General features: G+C 35.2%; 18 protein-coding genes and 2 pseudogenes. 7 read left to right on the forward strand and 13 right to left on the reverse strand.

Annotated features, from left to right (window positions below):
- Nucleotides 1–178 precede the first annotated feature (178 nt).
- Together Q9306_RS12940 and Q9306_RS12945 are read right to left on the reverse strand one after the other, a co-directional pair.
- Nucleotides 179–1,295 (reverse strand): annotated as a pseudogene (locus tag Q9306_RS12940) (M56 family metallopeptidase); the annotation flags it as partial.
- Nucleotides 1,296–1,297: 2 nt separating this feature from the next.
- Complete coding sequence (locus Q9306_RS12945; RefSeq protein WP_306199019.1) at nt 1,298–1,696, reverse strand: BlaI/MecI/CopY family transcriptional regulator; 399 nt, start codon at nt 1,694–1,696, stop codon at nt 1,298–1,300.
- Between the two features lie 168 nt (nt 1,697–1,864).
- On the opposite strand from Q9306_RS12945, the pseudogene Q9306_RS12950 reads away from it, so the two are divergent.
- Both Q9306_RS12950 and Q9306_RS12955 read left to right on the forward strand, forming a co-directional pair.
- Nucleotides 1,865–2,151, forward strand: a pseudogene (locus Q9306_RS12950) (IS4 family transposase); the annotation flags it as partial.
- Between the two features lie 216 nt (nt 2,152–2,367).
- Nucleotides 2,368–3,879 carry a DL-endopeptidase inhibitor IseA family protein gene (locus Q9306_RS12955; protein WP_306199021.1) on the forward strand — a complete coding sequence of 504 codons (1,512 nt, stop codon included), beginning with the start codon at nt 2,368–2,370 and terminating at the stop codon, nt 3,877–3,879.
- Between the two features lie 41 nt (nt 3,880–3,920).
- On the opposite strand, the gene Q9306_RS12960 is transcribed toward Q9306_RS12955, so the two are convergent.
- From Q9306_RS12960 to acnA, 3 genes are all read right to left on the reverse strand, one after another.
- Entirely contained in the window at nt 3,921–4,268 is a 348-nt protein-coding gene (locus Q9306_RS12960; RefSeq protein WP_306199023.1) for a group II intron maturase-specific domain-containing protein, read from the reverse strand.
- Nucleotides 4,269–4,420: 152 nt separating this feature from the next.
- Nucleotides 4,421–5,263 carry a nucleotidyltransferase gene (locus Q9306_RS12965; RefSeq protein ID WP_306199025.1) on the reverse strand — a complete coding sequence of 281 codons (843 nt, stop codon included), beginning with the start codon at nt 5,261–5,263 and terminating at the stop codon, nt 4,421–4,423.
- A gap of 408 nt (nt 5,264–5,671) precedes the next feature.
- Complete coding sequence (gene acnA, locus Q9306_RS12970; protein WP_306199027.1) at nt 5,672–8,395, reverse strand: aconitate hydratase AcnA; 2,724 nt, start codon at nt 8,393–8,395, stop codon at nt 5,672–5,674.
- A gap of 283 nt (nt 8,396–8,678) precedes the next feature.
- On the opposite strand from acnA, the gene sspO reads away from it, so the two are divergent.
- Nucleotides 8,679–8,828 (forward strand): small acid-soluble spore protein SspO, encoded by a 150-nt coding sequence (gene sspO / locus Q9306_RS12975; RefSeq protein WP_020063103.1) that lies wholly within the window; start codon nt 8,679–8,681, stop codon nt 8,826–8,828.
- 34 nt (nt 8,829–8,862) lie between these two features.
- Here the strand turns inward: sspO and Q9306_RS12980 are convergent, their stop codons facing one another.
- Together Q9306_RS12980 and Q9306_RS12985 are read right to left on the reverse strand one after the other, a co-directional pair.
- The gene (locus Q9306_RS12980) at nt 8,863–9,531 is read right to left on the reverse strand and encodes a polysaccharide deacetylase family protein (RefSeq protein WP_371932383.1); all 669 of its coding nucleotides are present in this window, start codon (nt 9,529–9,531) and stop codon (nt 8,863–8,865) included.
- A gap of 106 nt (nt 9,532–9,637) precedes the next feature.
- Nucleotides 9,638–9,901, reverse strand: a complete 264-nt coding sequence (locus tag Q9306_RS12985; RefSeq protein ID WP_306199033.1) for a hypothetical protein — start codon at nt 9,899–9,901, stop codon at nt 9,638–9,640.
- Between the two features lie 189 nt (nt 9,902–10,090).
- Here Q9306_RS12985 and Q9306_RS12990 point away from each other — a divergent pair, with 189 nt between their 5' ends.
- A complete protein-coding gene (locus tag Q9306_RS12990) occupies nt 10,091–10,237 on the forward strand; it encodes a small acid-soluble spore protein P (protein WP_020063100.1) in 147 nt (48 codons plus the stop codon).
- 150 nt (nt 10,238–10,387) lie between these two features.
- On the forward strand, nt 10,388–10,771 hold the full coding sequence (locus Q9306_RS12995; RefSeq protein ID WP_306199035.1) for an Hsp20/alpha crystallin family protein: 384 nt from the start codon (nt 10,388–10,390) through the stop codon (nt 10,769–10,771).
- 128 nt (nt 10,772–10,899) lie between these two features.
- Here Q9306_RS12995 and Q9306_RS13000 read toward each other — a convergent pair whose 3' ends face one another.
- Together Q9306_RS13000 and Q9306_RS13005 are read right to left on the reverse strand one after the other, a co-directional pair.
- Nucleotides 10,900–12,138, reverse strand: coding sequence for an MDR family MFS transporter (locus Q9306_RS13000; RefSeq protein ID WP_306199037.1), 1,239 nt, complete (start codon nt 12,136–12,138; stop codon nt 10,900–10,902).
- Between the two features lie 87 nt (nt 12,139–12,225).
- Complete coding sequence (locus Q9306_RS13005; protein ID WP_306199039.1) at nt 12,226–12,618, reverse strand: hypothetical protein; 393 nt, start codon at nt 12,616–12,618, stop codon at nt 12,226–12,228.
- Between the two features lie 139 nt (nt 12,619–12,757).
- Between Q9306_RS13005 and Q9306_RS13010 the strand changes: the two genes are divergently transcribed.
- Nucleotides 12,758–13,966 carry an alanyl-tRNA editing protein gene (locus Q9306_RS13010; RefSeq protein ID WP_306199041.1) on the forward strand — a complete coding sequence of 403 codons (1,209 nt, stop codon included), beginning with the start codon at nt 12,758–12,760 and terminating at the stop codon, nt 13,964–13,966.
- A 19-nt stretch (nt 13,967–13,985) separates the two neighbouring features.
- On the opposite strand, the gene Q9306_RS13015 is transcribed toward Q9306_RS13010, so the two are convergent.
- The 4 genes from Q9306_RS13015 to Q9306_RS13030 form a co-directional block, all read right to left on the reverse strand.
- Nucleotides 13,986–14,543, reverse strand: coding sequence for an HAD-IA family hydrolase (locus tag Q9306_RS13015; RefSeq protein WP_306199043.1), 558 nt, complete (start codon nt 14,541–14,543; stop codon nt 13,986–13,988).
- Between the two features lie 113 nt (nt 14,544–14,656).
- On the reverse strand, nt 14,657–16,270 hold the full coding sequence (locus Q9306_RS13020) for a long-chain fatty acid--CoA ligase (protein ID WP_306199045.1): 1,614 nt from the start codon (nt 16,268–16,270) through the stop codon (nt 14,657–14,659).
- A 209-nt stretch (nt 16,271–16,479) separates the two neighbouring features.
- Nucleotides 16,480–16,947: a DUF2691 family protein gene (locus Q9306_RS13025; protein ID WP_306199047.1), complete on the reverse strand. Its 468-nt coding sequence runs from the start codon at nt 16,945–16,947 to the stop codon at nt 16,480–16,482.
- Nucleotides 16,948–17,234: 287 nt separating this feature from the next.
- On the reverse strand, nt 17,235–17,678 hold the full coding sequence (locus Q9306_RS13030) for a GNAT family N-acetyltransferase (protein ID WP_306199049.1): 444 nt from the start codon (nt 17,676–17,678) through the stop codon (nt 17,235–17,237).
- 214 nt (nt 17,679–17,892) lie between these two features.
- Between Q9306_RS13030 and Q9306_RS13035 the strand changes: the two genes are divergently transcribed.
- Entirely contained in the window at nt 17,893–19,008 is a 1,116-nt protein-coding gene (locus Q9306_RS13035) for an RNA-guided endonuclease InsQ/TnpB family protein (protein WP_306199051.1), read from the forward strand.
- The last annotated feature ends 75 nt before the right edge of the window (nt 19,009–19,083 follow it).

Raw genomic sequence — 19,083 nt, forward strand, 5'->3', positions numbered from 1 at the left:
TCTGCAAATTTAGACATGAATCTTTAAGAAAAAAGAGAACTGCAAGCCTCTGCACTTTTCGCTGCAATTCTCTGCACTTTCTGCTTGCAAAAAACAGGAGTATATACCGTTCCTTCTTTTTTTGTTTCTGTCGTTGGTACCTTTTTGGGAGTCTGTCCTTTCTGCTGTTCAGTTGTCCCATCTGCACGCGCATTTAGCAAAGAGAATAGTGAAACAACAATCACAGTAATAACACCAAGTGCAGACCAACGATACGATTTCTTTTGAAACTTTTTAATCATAAAGATCCTCCTCTTTAAGGCTCTTTTATTTCTGATTAGATTCGCCAAGCCAGGTATTGGATAATAGTTAGAATAATGTTCTAAAAGATTGATAATCGTATATCCATATGAAATTTTTTCCTTTTCCTCCAAAAACGTGAGAGCAAGTGCATCACAAGCCATCTCTTGATCTTCCCGCATGCATGAGTAAGCATACCAAAGAATCGGATTAAACCAATTCAAAATTAGCAGACTATGCATAATCCAATTGACGCAAACATCCCTCCGCTTAATGTGAGCTAATTCATGATGAAAAATATGTTGTAATTGCTGCTCATTAAGCCGACTAATATGCACACTCGATACTAATACTTTCGGACGAAAGAATCCAAACACTGTTGGACTTGAAATTTTCCCAGCTAACAGTAGCGGGATATTTTGCTGTATAGACATAGATTTTTTACATGTTTCAAAAATGTTAACAACCCTTTCTTCTGTGATAACGGGTTGTTGTTGTATGTAGGAATATAATCGTCTATTGATAAAGTAAGTTGTGAAGCCTAGTATGATAACACCTATTATCCAAATGTATGAAGCAATTGTATAAAAAGAAAGGGAGGTATTCTTTTTCTTTTCATTATGAGCAGGCTCTACTACATGTTCCACTGTTGTCTGAGATGAATGATCAATGGAGCTTGTCTCTTGTATAACTGTATTGGTATCTGGCATGCTTTTTGTCTCACGCACGTGCTCGTTTTTTAAAGAAATATCAGGTTGATTTTGAGTTAAAGTGGTCGTTTTGTAACCATATGAAAGAAGTGAATACATACTATAAGAACTATCTGGCGACCATGGCAGCAGTAATCGTACAATTAAAATCATCCATAGTAAATAATGCCACCTTGGACTTATCTTGTTTCTCAGCAAGATTTTGACACACAAAATAAATGCCACTAATACACTTGCCATCAAAGATGTTTCTATAATCCAATCAAATACGAAAGGAAGGTAGGCATTTATAACCCTATCTATCACCTCTATCTCCCCTTTCGCTGATTTTCTTCATTCTTCTCATCAAGAATTTGTCTGAGTTCATTGATGTCTTCTGAAGATAACTTTTCTTCTTTCAAAAAATTTACAAGTAATGGTTTAAACGCTACGCCACAAAAACGTTTAAGTAGAGATTTTGTTTCTACTTGTAAATAAAGATCTTGTGACACTAAAGGATAATAAGCATACATACACCCTTTTTCCTGATGGTAAGAAACAGCCTCTTTTTGGACTAATCGATTAATAAGCGTTCGAATCGTTTTCGGTTTCCAATTCATCGTTTCATCAAGTACTTCAATTACTTCATTGGCTGTTTGAGGCGACCTTGACCAAAGAACTTTCATGATTTCCAATTCAGCTTCCGATATTTTAGGTAATTTCTTCATTTTATAAAATTCCACCCCTTATATTACATTTGTAATCTATAATTAAATATTACGAATGTAATCGCGTAGTGTCAACCATATTTGGGATTCGCAAATACATTTCCATGAAAATAAAGAAATTAATCCCAAAAACAATAAAAACACGCTATTCTTTCTATAGAATCATAGGAAAGAATAGCGTGTTTGTATGGGGAACTAATTGCCATTCTACTCTGTCCTCTATTATGTTTCAAATGCGGAAATTACTTCTCATAAAGAGGAAACAAGAGCTAAGTGAATATAAAACTATGTATATGATTAAAGACTATTTTTCTCTTCTGCTCCAAACCATACAAAAAGACACCCAGGAACTATCAAAGATTTTGCTTCGTCTGTTTAACCTCCTACAACACAACGGACGAAAATCTCATCGATACGAGAAAAAAACAGTCTTTGATATATTAGGTGTTGAATATTTATACAAAAAACCAGCGATATCAGTACGTGCACATGAAATCACTGTTTTTTTAAGTTTAACATTTTGTATCTTTTGTAAAACTAATTTTTGTTATCGGCTTCAAATAAAAATAAACAGAAAATTGTTTTTATTAACAAAAGTATGTATAATCAAACGAAAATAGACAATTACTACCAATATTTAATTCTATTGAAATATCATAAGGAGGCAAACAATGGGGAACGTTTATGAAAAAATAATAGTTACTATTGTAACCATGGCCATTTCAATTTCTTTTTTTGGTTGTGAAGCAGAGAACAAAACAGCAAATACAACAAATGTCAAAAAAGAAAAAAAGGATACACAAGCTGATTCAATAGTACAGCAGCAAATAAAAGAGGCTGAAAAAAGAGGAAATACGGTTGGGAACATTTCTAACAAAGGGAAAATGGTCGAAAGTGATGGTTGGATTTATTATGCGGTCAATGGAAGTAAGAATACAAGAGGTATTTATCGTACAAAGGATTATTTCCAAACATCAGAACTTTTAGTAAAAGATGTAAATGCCTCTTATATAAATATAAACAGTCAATCTTTATATTTTATCCATATGCCGACAAATGATAATACAGGTTCAAATGAACTACCTTCTTTAATGAAATATGACATTTCAGCTAAAAAACTCGATACATTGAAAACAGATACAAGTTACGTATATATAAAAGATCAAACTTTGTTTTATCCGAAAAAATACTCGGAGCATGGTGGTTTTGATATTATAGGGATTATAAAAATGGATTTGAAAACAGGACAAGAAGAGGACACTACACTTAAATACACTGGTTCGGCTCAAACAATAGATGATAGTATTCTACATTGGAATAAAAATCGTGGAAGACAGGTTACCAAAAATAACAAAACCTGGTCAAAGGAAAAGTATGCAGAAATATCTAGTGCGGTATACCATGATGAAAAACTATATGCTGTTGTAGATTTCTCGCTCCCTTTTGAAGCATATAAAGCTACGCACGGTATATACGAGTTAGACGTTCAGCAAAATACAGAAAAGCTATTAATACAGGACGTCTTACAGATGAACATAACAGGGGATACTTTTTATTATGTAAAAAATGACGGTGTTTATAAGAGAAAAATCAGTGGTGGAAGTGAAGAATTAATCTATAACAAAGCTCTTGAACCTTCTAAATCTTATTTATATTTTATAGCAGGAGATATGTATCTATATACAGATAATGGTGTTATTTTAAATCTGAAGACAAAAAAGTCAAATGAAATAAAAGATAAACCGTTACCTAATGACGCAATGTTAAACAAAGTATTAAATGCACAAAAAGAACTCACCTATATCCAAACTAGAGCATTCACAGGGAATTCAAAATCAATAGGGCGTTTTTCATACGGGGAATTACTCATCCCCGCATATAATACAAAAAAAGCGTTAGAAACTACATTGTCTACATATTTCTCAAAACAATTTATTACGGATTATATGCAAAGTGAATATGTAAAAGAAATAGACGGAAAAATGCACTATGTTATTGGAGACCCAGGTTCAAAAGCTGCGACTAAATATATAAAGATTACTTCTTCTCAGTTAAAGGATGGTAAATTAGCAGCAAAAGTGGAGACATATAACGAGTATGAAAATGTAACAAAAGATGTAGAAATAGAATTCAGTTATGAAAATAATCAATGGGTGATAAATAAAATGCCAAGTTTTGAGTAGAGTAGAAAACTGAAACAAATTTCTTTGGTTTTCAGTTTATTCTAGCTTCCTACTTTCACGAGTGTGTATGGTATTTTCTTTATCACGTTCTTAAAACGACCATGTTTCTTTCGAATATTTCTTTGCTTGTTCCAAAAAAGATTGAGTCTCTCTAGAACGTACCAGTCTATTTTGCTAAGCCATTTCTGAACAATTGGAGATAAGCTGTAGTAATTTTCAAATCCTTGTAAGATTCGATTTAACCCTTTCACCAACTCATTCAGTTGTAAGTACAATTTATTTCTAGGCTCTGTGTACTTCTGGATATCAAGCCATGGTATTTGTGAACCAGGAAAACAGCAACCTTCGTCTGTAGGTGCTGAAAGTATAAAAGCATAATAAGCCATCATTTCTAATAGTAACGGGTTCGGATTTGAAGTACAAAAATATGACCATCTAAAAAGAGGTGCTAATTGCACCGAGTGAATGTTTATATTAAAGTTGAGAAAAATATTTTTATCTCTAACTCAACAATCCATGTCTTCAAAAGTTACTAATTAATCTATATCTTCATATTACATTCCCTATTTGGATTATAGACTTGTAGCCATCTATCAGCTTCACTAACCATCCATTTTCCAAATTCATTTAAAAATAATAATAGTACTTTTGTATCTATTATAGGTGTTATTGCATATTCAAGTGCTTTTCTCATATCGTGTTCCTTTTCAGGAAAATATTTTGAAAACAATTTATAAGCAGGATATAAATCTCTTGTATATGTGTTTTCTTTCGTTAGGACAAGTGCAAGTCCAGCTCTTACTATAATTTTCATAATCCACTTGCAACAATCTTTAATGTCCTCCATATCAGAATTATCTTGAAGGTCATCACATGCATTTTTAATTTGAGTTTGTAAGTGTATAAGGTGATCATTTGCTAAAGCTTCGTTAGCTTTAAATTTTGGTAATTGAGGTATCAGATCTTCTCCAAATACACATATTCCATGGGTTTTAAGTATAAAACTCATTATAGAAAAAGATGAAGTATTTAGAATATCTTCTCTGGAATAGAAGCTTAATTCAATGCCATCTACACAATCATATTTTTGATTTAACCCATGTTCTATTTTTCCCACCCAATTTAACCTTGGTTTATTAAGGCGTTGCTTGGTTACCGCTATTGTATCTAAGTCCGCTACACCTTCAATGCCTATCCCTCTTGGAATTGATCCTCTTATGTATACACTATGCAAATCATCTTTGAGATAGGTAGAATAAGCATGAATCACATCCTGTATTACAGGTAAAAAAATAGGATTGATTTTCTTCTTATCCGACTGGTTGATAATATGCCCTTCTTTATCTACCATACATAGACTTCCGATATCTTTAATAACAGTCATTACACCGCCCCTTTTACGATTTCAAAAATATATTTGTATCTCTTTAGTGAACTTATCCCCATTTTGATTGCTAAAAAGCATGTTCACCACCGATATATTTCTCCCCCATTATGAATTATTTCATCTAATCAAATTAAGAGTTTACAATTATGAAAAAAGAGAAAACGGCTTTCGTCGTCTTCTCTTTTTTGTTTCAGTGTAAATATTTATACTAATCAATAAATTACTATTCTATTGTTTATTTAAAAATCATTCACATCTATATAAATTCATTTTAATTTTTCGACATATAAGTCGCAGTTATGCAGAATAAAATAAGACCGCTACTATGCGCGGCCAGACGCTCTCGTCCTCCCCAAAAAAGAAAGGGGTTTTTATGTCGGTTTTTTAATTTACATTTATATAAACTTAGTTAGAAACCTTAGACTCTTCTAATTTCTCACGAAGAACCATTTGTAAGATACCGCCGTGACGGTAGTAGTCGATTTCTACTTCGCTGTCGAAACGTGCTACAACTTCAAATTGTTTTTTGTTTCCTTCTGAGTCAGTCGCAACTACTTTTACAAGATCGCGTGGTTTTACTGTTTTATCAACTTGAATTTCAAATGATTCTTGACCAGTAAGACCTAATGTTTCTGCATTTTCGCCATCTTTAAATTGCAGTGGTAATACGCCCATTAATACAAGGTTACTGCGGTGGATACGCTCAAAGCTTTCTGCGATAACTGCTTTAATACCTAGTAAGTTTGTACCTTTTGCAGCCCAGTCACGTGAGCTTCCCATACCGTAGTCTTTACCAGCGATTACAAGAAGACCTGTGCCGTCTTGTTTGTATTTCATTGCTGCATCATAGATAGATGTCACTTCGCCTGTTGGCCAGTAAGTTGTGAATCCACCTTCTGTGCCAGGTGCGATTTGGTTTTTAATGCGGATGTTCGCAAATGTACCACGCATCATAACTTCATGGTTACCACGGCGAGAACCGTAAGAGTTGAAGTCAACTGGCTGCACGCCATTTTCTAATAAGTAACGGCCTGCTGGTGTGTTTTTACCGATAGATCCTGCTGGTGAAATGTGGTCTGTTGTTACAGAATCGCCAAATTTACCAACTACGCGCAGTCCTGAAAGTGTTTCCACTTCACCTGGCTCTTTAGATAACCCTTCGAAGAACGGCGGGTTTTGGATATATGTTGAGTCATTGTCCCAAGTATATAACGCTTCGTTTGAAGTTTGGATTTCATTCCAACGTTCGTTGCTGTTAAATACTTGTGCATATTCTTTCTTAAATAGTTCAGATGTTACAACGTTTTGTACAACTTCTTCGATTTCTGCTGCTGTTGGCCAGATATCGTTAAAGTAAATTGGGTTGCCGTTTGCATCGTTACCGATTGCATCATTTTTCAAGTCGATATCTACTGTACCAGCAAGTGCGTATGCAACTACAAGCGGTGGAGATGCTAAGTAGTTTGCTTTTACAAGCGGATGAATACGACCTTCAAAGTTACGGTTACCAGATAATACAGATGTTACTAATAGGTCATTTGCAGCGATTGCTTCTTCTAATTCTGGTGCTAATGGACCAGAGTTACCGATACAAGTTGTACAGCCATAACCTACTGTTTGGAAACCTAATTGATCTAAATAAGTTGTTAATCCAGACTTATCTAAGTATTCAGTAACAACTTTAGATCCTGGTGCTAATGAAGTTTTTACATAACCAGGTACTTTAAGTCCTTTTTCAATTGCTTTTTTCGCCACTAAACCTGCACCAATTAATACATATGGGTTAGATGTATTTGTACAGCTTGTAATCGCAGCAATTGCAATTCCACCTGTTTTCATCGTTACTTCTTCATCTTGTAATACTACTTTCATTTCTTTATCAAATTCTTGCTCTGAGAAGCCGAATCCTTGGTTACCAACTGGTGCCACAACAGCTTTATGGAACTCATCTCTCATGCTAGAAAGAGGAATTAAGTCTTGTGGACGTTTCGGACCAGAAAGGTTAGACTCAATTGTATTTAAATCAACTTCAACAAGATCTGTATAAACTGGATCTTGACTATCAGCTGTATAGAATAAACCGTTCGCTTTACAATATTCTTCAACGATGCGAATTTGCTCTTCGCTTCTTCCTGTTAAACGTAAGTAATCTAATGAAATATCATCGATTGGGAAGAATCCACAAGTCGCACCGTACTCTGGTGCCATATTAGAGATTGTTGCACGGTCAGCTAATGGCATACTTTGTAAACCGCTACCGAAGAATTCAACGAATTTTCCAACTACACCTTTTTGACGTAATACTTGTGTTACTTTTAATGCAACGTCTGTTGCTGTAGTACCACTTGGAAGTGTACCTGTTAATTTCACACCGATTACTTCTGGTACTGGGAAGTATGAAGGCTGTCCAAGCATTCCAGCTTCTGCTTCAATACCACCAACGCCCCATCCAAGAACGCCGATACCGTTAATCATCGTTGTATGAGAATCCGTTCCTACTAATGAATCTGGGTATGCAACAAGTTCGCCTTCCGCATTTTTCACTGCATGAACTACTGGCGCTAAATACTCAAGGTTTACTTGGTGAACGATACCTGTTGCTGGTGGAACTGCACGGTAGTTATCAAATGATTTTTGTGCCCAGCTTAAGAATTTATAACGCTCTTCATTACGCTTAAACTCTAAGTCCATGTTAAATTGAAGCGCATCTGCTGAACCTGCTCTATCAACCTGTACAGAGTGGTCAATAACAAGATCAACTGTAATTTCCGGATTGATTTTATCAGGATTTCCGCCCATATCTGCCATTGCTTTACGAAGAGAAGCTAAATCAACAACAGCTGGAACTCCTGTAAAGTCTTGTAAGATAACGCGAGATGGCTTAAACGGTACATCGATATCTTGAATATCTTTCGTTCCCCACTTCGCTAAATTTTCAACATGCTCTTCTTTAATAACGCGGCCATCAACTTGACGAAGTACTGACTCAAGTAATACTTTAACCGAATATGGTAACTTAGAAACATTACCTGCCCCTGCATTTTCAAGCGCTTTCAAACTATAATAGTGATACGTGTTTCCATCTACTTCAAATGTTGCGCGAGTGTTAAATGGATTGTGTTTTACCATTATGGTTACCCCCCTGTTAAACGTGACTGTAATTGTCTGAATATAAAATGTAGACAAATTTTTCAATACCTTACGATAATATATTATTACAACTTAATGGATAAGTAAATAATAAGAAACTTATAGTTTTCCATAAGTTTTCTTTATAACTTCGCTGTTGCATAATAATTTTCTCGTTAACAGATACTATTCCTATAAAGTGAATCTTCTTTTTTAGAGGGTATTTTACTTTATAAACGAACCGAACCATTCAATTTTTTATGGAGAATTAGGGGGGATAGTAGTGGGAAAACGTAAAGCAAATCATGTCATCCCTGGAATGAACGCTGCCTCTGCACAGGGACAAGGTACAGGATACAATGAAGAATTTTCGAATGAGCCATTAACACCTGCACAACGCCAAAATAATAAAAAGCGTAAAAAGAATCAATAATTCAAAATCCCAAAAGATAATCTTTTGGGATTTTTCAATGTTTGTACTTTAATAACTCTGATACTTTCACAAATCGATACCCTTGTTTTTGCAAGGCTGGCAAAATTTCTTTTAATGCTTCAACTGTTTGGCTTCTGTCACTTCCGCCATCATGCAGTAAAACAATATCACCGCTTCTTGCATTGTTTAAAACATGTTGTACAATTTTATCTTTTCCAGGATTAGACCAATCCTTTGGATCTTGATGCCAGGACCATAATACAATTTGATATCCTGCTTCTGTCGCAGTTTTAAACACCGATTCATTAATATATCCACCAGGCGGACGAAAAAGGAGTGGTTTCTCTACCCACTTTTTCAAATATTTTTTCCCCTCTAGAATATCATTTTCGAGCTTTTGTCCTGGTGCATTGCGTGCATATAAGTGGTTCATTGTATGATTCCCAATTTCATGGCCATCTTTTAATGCTTGTTCGATTAAATATGGATTACGCTGAATTCTATAGCCAATCATAAAAAAAGTTGCTTCAGCGTGGTATTCGTGTAATATATTTAAAATTTGCGGTGTATATGTAGGATCCGGACCATCATCGAAAGTAATTGCTATTATTTTTTCATTCGTTGGTACTTCCCACGTAACAAAGCCAGTTGGTTCTAACTCTTTTCTCATTAACATTTTTGCATCAACTTTTTCAATTTCCATCAAGCTTAACACTATGATTAGACAACTGATTATAATGCGGTTCGTTTTTTTAATCATTATTATCCCTTTTTATGTGAAAAGGCTGCTGAGAACACTCAACAACCTATTAATCACGTGCTTCCTCCACATTTTGCATAATATGTTGCAACTCTTGCTCATATTGCTGTAATTGCTCTCGCTGCGTTTCAGAAGCAACTTCTAATGCATTTTGGATTTGTTCATATGCTTCTTGCACTTCTTGACGTAAATGTTTTAAGTCCTGAGCATAATTTGGATCGTTTTTCACAATGTTTTGATATAAATTTTCTGCATCTTCCGTTCCTTGCTGCGCAGCTTGAAATGCTTGTTGTTTATCCTTATGGTACGGCATAATCATTCCCCTTTCTGTCTTTACTCTCCATTATCTTTTACCTTTTTCTCAAAAAACATTCTCGTATAAATTTATGAAGTTCTCTCATCCTAATATAAAGCGAAACATTCAGCTAATTCGTTTCGCTAATTAAGCTTTACCGTTTATTTGATGAATCACTAACGTTTAATAAAAAGAGGGGTCGTATACATGGAGAAAAACAACAGCAAATCCATTCGAAAAAATTCACCGCAAGGTCAGGTTTCTGGCGGACAACCAGAACCATTAAGCGGATCACACAAAGTAAAGAATCGAAAACATTCACGCCAAAAAAATCATGCTCACCACGACATGTAAAAAAAATAGACAGTGCATGCGCACTGTCTATTTATCATATATTTATACTATCTTCGCTTCTTTGTTAAGCACATTTCCTCTTTCCTTTTCACCTCTAATTTAAAAGTGAATATCGTATTATGAATGAAATTTTACGGAGGTTTTCTTACAATGGGCAAGAAAAAGAAAAAAGACTGCCTTTTTCATGTTGATGGCTTTGAAGAATGGATGAATCAATTTTGCTCCGATTTATACGCAAATTCCCCCTCTCCAAACGGTATTCACGTTGACCTTTTTGAAACAGAACAGGAATATATTTTAGAAGCTGATATTCCGAACGTAATTGAGCAAAATATTCTTATTAAAAAGATGGAGACAGGCCTACAAATTAACATTTCTAGTAATAATTCCGCCTTGCATCATATGATTTTCTTACCAGCCAATATTATATATAAAAAAATGATAGCCTATTTTGAAAATGGCCTTCTTACCATTCACATATCTAAAACAGAAGCAGCACTATTAACAGAACGAACCGTTCTCCTGACAAAATAATCGTAAACAAATTTATCAAGTCATATAAGAAATGCCCTTTCTTCAACTGAAACAATGTATACAAAAAAAGGTGGCTGACTACAATCAACCACCTTTTTCATTTCAAAACCTTATCCCTAACTGTAAACTCATATTACATTTGTACTTCCTATTTTTTCTTCTATCGTTCTTTTACGAAGCAAATTTCTTGTCAATATAAGAATTGGAAATGCAAACATAGAAAGAGTCGCCAACATTGCAAAAATCACAAAACCATTATCGTAGCCGTAATGATCTAACAGAAGTCCGCCAAACCACGGTCCAATAACAGATCCAATTCCAGAGAATCCCATTGCCCCGAAATATGTTCCTTTTAAATTTGCTACTGCAATTTGATCAATAAACACATCTGTCATGGAAAACATTAATACTTCTCCAATTGTAAATATGACGGTACAAACAAAAACAGCCCACATTGATTCCGCAAATCCAAATCCAAATAATCCTGCACTAACAAGTATTGTCCCCATCATAATGGATACGAGCGGTGTATACTTTTTACAAACTTGCACGATTGGGTACTGAACGATTACGACAGTAATTGCGTTTAATGCTAATGCATAAGAAAACAATTTCACTCCATTTTCAAATAGATGGGAGTTCGCAAAATATTGAGAAAGCGTTGATGAAAACTGTGCGTATCCTGCTGTACTAATGATAATTCCAATTAACGCAACTAAAAAGACAATGTCTTTTCTTATAATGCGTAAGGAATCCATAAAAGTAACTTGTTCTGCCTCTCCTGCTTTTTCTTCTCCAATGCGATACCTGCGAAATTGAAATGCGAGTACAAATGTATAAAGAACATACATAATAGCTGCTATAAAAAATGGTGTTGTTGATTCAGCGCTTCCAACTTGAAGACCAACAAGCGGGCCAATCGCAACCCCTACATTAATAGCACCGTAACGTAAGTTAAACACCATTAAGCGCTGCTCTGGCTTTGTTAAATCGGATAATAAAGCACGGGACGTTGGTTCAAAAAATGAACGACACATCCCATTTAGTGCATTTAGCAGAAAAAATACCGCTACATGCTCCGCAAATCCAAACCCGATAAAGACAAGAATCCAAACAAGAATAGAGCCTAACATAATCTTCTTTCGTCCATAGCGATCTGATAAATTCCCGCCAATAAAACTTGCAAATACACCAACTAATGCACTCGTTCCAATAATTGCTCCTGTAACACCTGCGGATATTCCTTTTGCATTCGTTAAATAAATTGCTAAAAATGGAATGCTCATCGATGTTGCAAATCTTGCAAATAATGTTCCAATAATGATAGTCATCCCAATTGGATGAATGTTTCCTAACTTCCCCTTCATCTCTCTCACCTTCTCTATATCCAAATGCAATGCAAAGAAAAAGAAAGCTGAAAAGCAGCTTCCTTTGAAAACATAATTTTCGTTTTCTTAAACACGAGCTGTTCGTTTCAGCTCCATATCAATACCATATGTAAACTGTAATTCTTTTAATACTCCCTCTACTGTAATATTCACATTATGTTTACTATTAAATTCGGCTACACAATTCTCCACTTCTTCATGTGTATAAGCATATTCTCCAGCAATGAAACTTTTCATATCAAAACACTCATTAATACAAAGTTGAATGAGGAGTTGATCATACATTGAAACGATATCTTCTTTTTTCCATAATAATTCTTTCACATATAACCGATCAAATGTTACGCTTTCACGGTTACATTCTTTTAAATGACGGGTCATTCCATGCAATTCTCGATATAGTTCAGAAATATTTGTGTTTAGATGAATCAGTTTGCGTACACCATTTTCATACAACATATCATCCACCCCCGTTATGTTCCCTTTTTCTTATTATAGCAAGAAAATTCTAAAAAAGAGAATTTTTCTTATGAAATATTAGGAAAATTATACGTATTGTTTTACAATAAACTTAGCTAAGTTTGAAAGGAGTACGGTTGTGAAGCACAAATTATTTTATACAAATCCATATTTACAAACATTTACGGCTCAAATTACAAAACAAGATCGTGACAAAGACGACAATTTATATGTTGTATTAACACAAACAGCTTTTTATCCAACAGGCGGTGGTCAGCCACACGATACAGGACAATTAAATCAAATTCCTGTTATCAATGTGGAAGAAATAGATGGAGAAATTCGTCATTACATTACTGAAGAGATACATGCAGATAAAGTAACGGGAAATGTTTCTTGGAAACGTCGTTTTGATCATATGCAGCAACATGCTGGGCAGCATATTTTGTCCGCTATATTTTGGGATCACTTCAATATTCCAACAATCGGTTTTCACTTAGGAAGAGAAATCGTAACAATTGATTTAGAAACTTCTGACCTTTCTATCGAAACAGCTGAAGAAGCTGCTTATCTTGCAAATCAAATTGTACTTGAAAACCGTCCAATTACAGTTCGATGGGTAAACTTAGAAGAAGCAAAGCAGCTTCCACTGCGCAAGGAACCAACTGTGACCGAAAATATTCGAGTTGTTCTTATAGAAAATCTTGATTATAACGGATGTGGTGGTACGCATCCAAAACAAACGGGTGAAGTCGGCCCAATTCAAATTATCAATTGGGAGCGTCATAAAGGAAACATTCGCCTTACATTTGTTTGCGGATGGCGTACAATTGAACTAATGCAACGCAATCATTTCCTCGTGAAAGATGCCGCACAACAATTACATAGTAAAGAAAGCGATATTGCAAACAAAATAAAACAGTTCCTTTCTGCTCAAAAGGAAAATGAAAAAGCGTTGCAAGAAGCCAATGAAAAACTCATTCTTGTAGAAGCAAATGAATTATTACAGCAAGCAGAAGAAACTTCATATGGCAAACAAATTGCCGTTAGCTATACAGAGCGTTCTATGCAGGAACTTGCTAAATTAGCAGCTATCCTTACAGAGAAAGATGACCACGCCATTACATATCTTGTTACACAAAACGGCGAAAACTTACAATGCATTTGTGCATGTGGTCCAGCCGTTAAGCTAAATATGAATACCCTTTTAAAAATAGCCCTTCCTCTAATAGAAGGAAAAGGCGGAGGGAATCCAAAAAGCGCACGCGGCGGCGGTAAAGCAACTGTTACAGGCGAAGTATTTTTATCACACCTTATTCATACGCAAAAAGAAACACAAGAAGCATAAATTGCTTCTTGTGTTTCTTTTATATTTGCATACTCTTCTCCTTCAGAATATGAAGTAACTGATGATATGAATCAATGTAATAATCTGCGTCTGGAATTGCTTCGTTTTGAAAAGAACATGTTGTAATTCCTAGTTTTGTAGCCGGTATAATGTCTAACTCACGATCTCCCACAACGAAATTGATAGCATATTTCTTTTGCATATGAACATATGATTCTGGATTTGGCTTTTTAAGAAATCCATCTTCCCATCCATAATATTTTAATATCCGCAATACTTCTTCCTTCGAATTATGAGTTACAATACAATTACGATGCGCTCTTTGTAATACTTCTTCTACTCTAGGAAACGGTTGATATTCTGATGGATGCACAGACCTTTCCATTTCTAATATTTGATCAATTTGTCGCTGTGATAAGCCATAATATTTTACTGCATGTGTAAATGAAATCTTTAAATGTTTCATAATTTCATCTTCATGTATGTGTTCTTCTACGACTCTTTTAAACATACGTACAAATACACGATAACTATCTACTAAAGTACCATCAAAATCCCATAATATATTTACTTTCATACACACTCTCCATTGATAACGATGTATAAAGTCACATACTTTCTTATTACAATTTTTCATACATACGCTATTTTACACTGTTAACAAAATATGATTATCGTTAACAATGAACTTTAATCTTCTATATAGAATTCCTCTAGTTCTTTTCGAAGTGCTTGCTTCAAAAATTTCCCGACTGAAGTTTTCGGAATTTCTTTCAGAAAAACAATTTCATCTGGTAACCACCATTTTGCAAATTGCGGTTTTAAAAACTCATATAATTCTTCTTTCGTAACAGATTGATCTTCTTTTACAACAACGCATGCAACAGGACGCTCTTGCCACTGTTTATGCGGCACTGCAACAACAGCCGCCTCAAATATTGCTTCATGTGCCATTAAGGCATTTTCTAAATCAACAGATGAAATCCATTCTCCCCCGCTTTTTATTACATCTTTCGTACGATCGACAATCTTAATACATCCTTCTTCATCCACCGTAACGACATCCCCTGTATATAACCATCCATCTCGAAATCCCTCTACTGTTCGTTCGTCTTTATAATAACTTGCCGCAATCCACGGAGCACGTAAGCATAGCTCGCCCATTTCTTGTCCGTCCCATGCTACCTCTCCTTTTTCTCCAACAACTTTCATTTCCACACCAGGCACTAAATAACCTTGCTTCGCCCGTATCGTAAGTTGTTCTTCATATGGAAGGTCTCGTTCATAACTTTTCAACCGTGCAAGCGTGACAAGCGGGCTTGTTTCTGTCATTCCATATGCATGTACAAATGGAACATTGTATTTTTGTTCAAAGGCTGCAATCACGCTTTTTGGCGCAGCTGCACCGCCGCATAAAAATCGTCTTATATTTGATAAATCATAACTATTTTTTTCTAATTCTTGCAGCACACCAAGCCAAATTGTTGGAACACCAGCTGCGATTGTTACTTTTTCTTCCTGCATCATTTCTAATAAAATCTTCGGTGTAAACATCGGCCCAGGAAGAACTTGCTTGGATCCAAACCATGTCGCTGCAAACGGCAAGCCCCAAGCGTTTACATGAAACATTGGAACAATCGGCATAGCAGCATCACTTTCAGAAACTGCCGTTGTATCTGCAAGACCAAGCGACATACTATGCAAAACGGTACTGCGATGTGTATATACTACGCCTTTCGGATTACCTGTCGTAGCCGATGTATAACACATACCAGCTGGCATATTTTCATCGATATCTTTTAAAAACGGAAAATTAGGATTTCCTTCTTCAAGAAGTTGTTCATAGTGGTAAACAGGTTGAAGTGAAGTTTCTGGAAGTTCTTTTTCATCAGTCATGATGATATAAGCTTGTACAGTTGATAATTCCTCTTGAATTTTCTCAACAAGTGGTACCATATCTTCATCGATGAGTAAAATACGATCTTCTGCATGGTTTATAATATAAGAAATGTGTTGCGGGGATAAACGAATGTTAATCGTATGTAGTACCGCACCAATACCAGGAATCGCAAAATAGGCCTCTACATGCCGATGATGATTCCATGCTAGCGTTCCAACTCGTTCTCCTTGTTTCACACCTAATTTGTCCAACACACTAGATAAACGTCTCGTTCGTTCACCTAACTCCTTATACGTTAACCGTGTAATGGTGCTATGGGTCCGAGAAATTATCTCTTTCTTTGGGAATAATTTCTCTGCTCTTTCGATCATCGAACTAATTGTTAATGGCACATCCATCATCATCTTTCTTCTCCCCCTTATAAAAACGCTTTCATTTTTAAGTATTAGAAAAAGATCTATTAACAGTTCATTATGCTGTCATAAGTATAAAAATTGAAAGTTGTTTTGTCAATATTTTTAGAAGATTCAGATAAAATTTTATATATTTTTTCAAATGGCACTATACACTTTAATATTGACTCAAAAAAACAAACGTCCCTATTTACTTACACTTACCATACACTCATTTGTGTTCTACCATCATTTTCATCTGTAATATATTCAACGTTCTCATATCTCATCTCTAGTGCATTTTTATATAACTTTCTAGTCATTTCGTTGTTCTTACAATATAGCGTTGTATAAGAACAATCAACTATCAATATAATTAGTTCACAATCACTATTCACAAATTCTTCATATGTCGTTATTTTCGTTACATTTTTTCCTTTTGGAAACCGTTTTACATCTGCAAATATTAAGTAATAACATCCTCTATTTATCAAATTATGCATTGTTACACCATCAATAACCTCCTGCTCATCAGGAAAAAAAGGAGTCTCTAGTTGGTTTTTAGAAACAAAATATGATTCTTCAGATTCAACAAGCCAGTTGAAAGTAGTAATTTCTAAAGATTTTAATATATTTGCAAGATGTCGTCCATATTCATTTGGAATCCCAAAAGTAACACCTCTTATCATTCCACATCACCCTCCTAACCTATTCACTTACCTTATATATAAATTTCTTATCTCTTTTAATTTTTCGACATATCAGTCACTGCTATGCAAAATAAAGCATAACCGCTACTTGCTTGCTCCCTTTGTTTTAAACTTGGCATGTGGCAGGAAAAGGCCTTGACCGCTTCTATGCACGGCCAGATGCCCTTGTCCTCTCCTAAAAAGAAAAGAGGTTTTATGTCGGTTTTTCAACTTGCATTTACATAACAAGTTATTTTTGAAATCAAAAAGAAGAGTAATTTACTCTATTACTCTCCCTTTTGTACATCATATTCCTCTCGCAAAATCGAATATATTTTCGTGTCTCGATACGATCCCTTCACAAACATATCTTTTCGCATCGTTCCCTCATATTGCATTCCTAGTCGTTTCATCACTCGTTCCGATTGTGCATTACTAGCATGACACCCTGCTTCAATACGATTTAACTGTAATATTGCAAATCCATAATGAACACATGCCTTTGCTGCTTCCGTCGCAATGCCTTGTCCCCAATAGTTTGGCGATAATGCATAAGCCACCTCTGCCTTATGATGATTCTTGTCATATTCGATGAAACCGCACGTCCCAATAATCTTTTTTTCGTTTTTCAGTTCTATTCCGTAAGCCGCTATTTCTCCTTTTTCATATTGATCTAGGATCGACTGTATGAATATTTGGGAGTCCTGTAAAGTTTCATCTAAAATCGGCAAGGATACCTCTACTTCAATCGTGTGCAGGGCGTAGCCCAACGATAAGTGTGGGAGGAATTGCCGTCAGATACGGTATGGTACGTTAAAAATCGTAAGATTTTGTACCATATTAAGTATCTGAAACTTCCACCTTGCCTCCTACTTCCTCCTATTTAGGTTATTTACTTTCACTAAAATTCCGATATAATATATTTAGTGAAAGGCGGTGAGAATAATGTCTACAATTACTGCGAAAATACAAATCTATGTTTCTGGCAATCAAGATGAAAGCTTAAAGATAACAGCTAACGCTTATCGTAAGGCTTGTAATTGGTTATCAAAACATATCTTTGAAACAAAAAATCTAAATCAAATAAACTTGAATAACTTGTATTATTCTAACTTACGAAATCAGTTTGGACTAAAAAGCCAAATGGCTCAATCTGTTATGAAAACAGTGATTGCTCGATACAAGTCAGCTAAATCAAATGGACATGAATGGTCTTTAATTGAATTTAAACTTCCAGAATATGACCTTGTTTGGAATCGTGACTACTCATTAACTCAGAGCCAATTTAGTATAAATACACTTGATGGTCGTCTTAGATTGAATTATGAACGCAAGGCTATGAAAAAATACTTTAATAATACTTGGAAGTTTGGTACTGCTAAACTTGTGCATAAACATAAAAAATGGTTCTTACACATTCCAATGACAAAAGAATTTACTGAATTAGATTACGCAGATGTAAACAATATTGTCGGCATTGATTTAGGAATCAACTTTCTTGCTACTACTTATGATAGTCAGGGTAAAACTACTTTCTACAACGGAAATGTTGTTAAGCATAAGCATGGTAAGTTTAAAGCTACTCGTAAACAGTTGCAAATGCGACAAACACCGTCTGCTCGTAAAAAACTAAAACAAATTGGTTCAAGAGAAAACCGTTATGTAACTGACGTAAACCATCAAATTACAAAGGCACTCGTTGATAAATACCCTAGAGGTACTATGTTTGTTTTAGAGGACTTAACAGGTGTTCGTTCCGCAACTGAAAAAGTACGGGTGAAAGACCGCTATGTTTCTGTTTCTTGGGCTTTCTACCAGTTCCGTCAGATGCTGGAATATAAAGCAGAAATGAACGGACAGAAGGTAATTGTCGTAGACCCAAAATATACTTCTCAAACCTGCCCTAAATGTGGGCATATCAAGAAAACAAACCGTAATAAGAAATTACACACATTCTGTTGTAAAAACTGCCAATACACGTCAAATGATGACCGTATTGGTGCTATGAATCTACACCGTAAAGGGATTGAACATATTGGTGTAGTTACTACAGGAGTATAGCTCTTGTAGTAAGGGCGAAGTCAACCGTCCTTATGTTCCACCACACTAAGGTAGGAGAGCGTCGCTCGTTTGCAC

Source organism: Bacillus multifaciens, from assembly GCF_030756675.1.
Taxonomy (GTDB): Bacteria; Bacillota; Bacilli; order Bacillales; family Bacillaceae_G; genus Bacillus_A; species Bacillus_A multifaciens.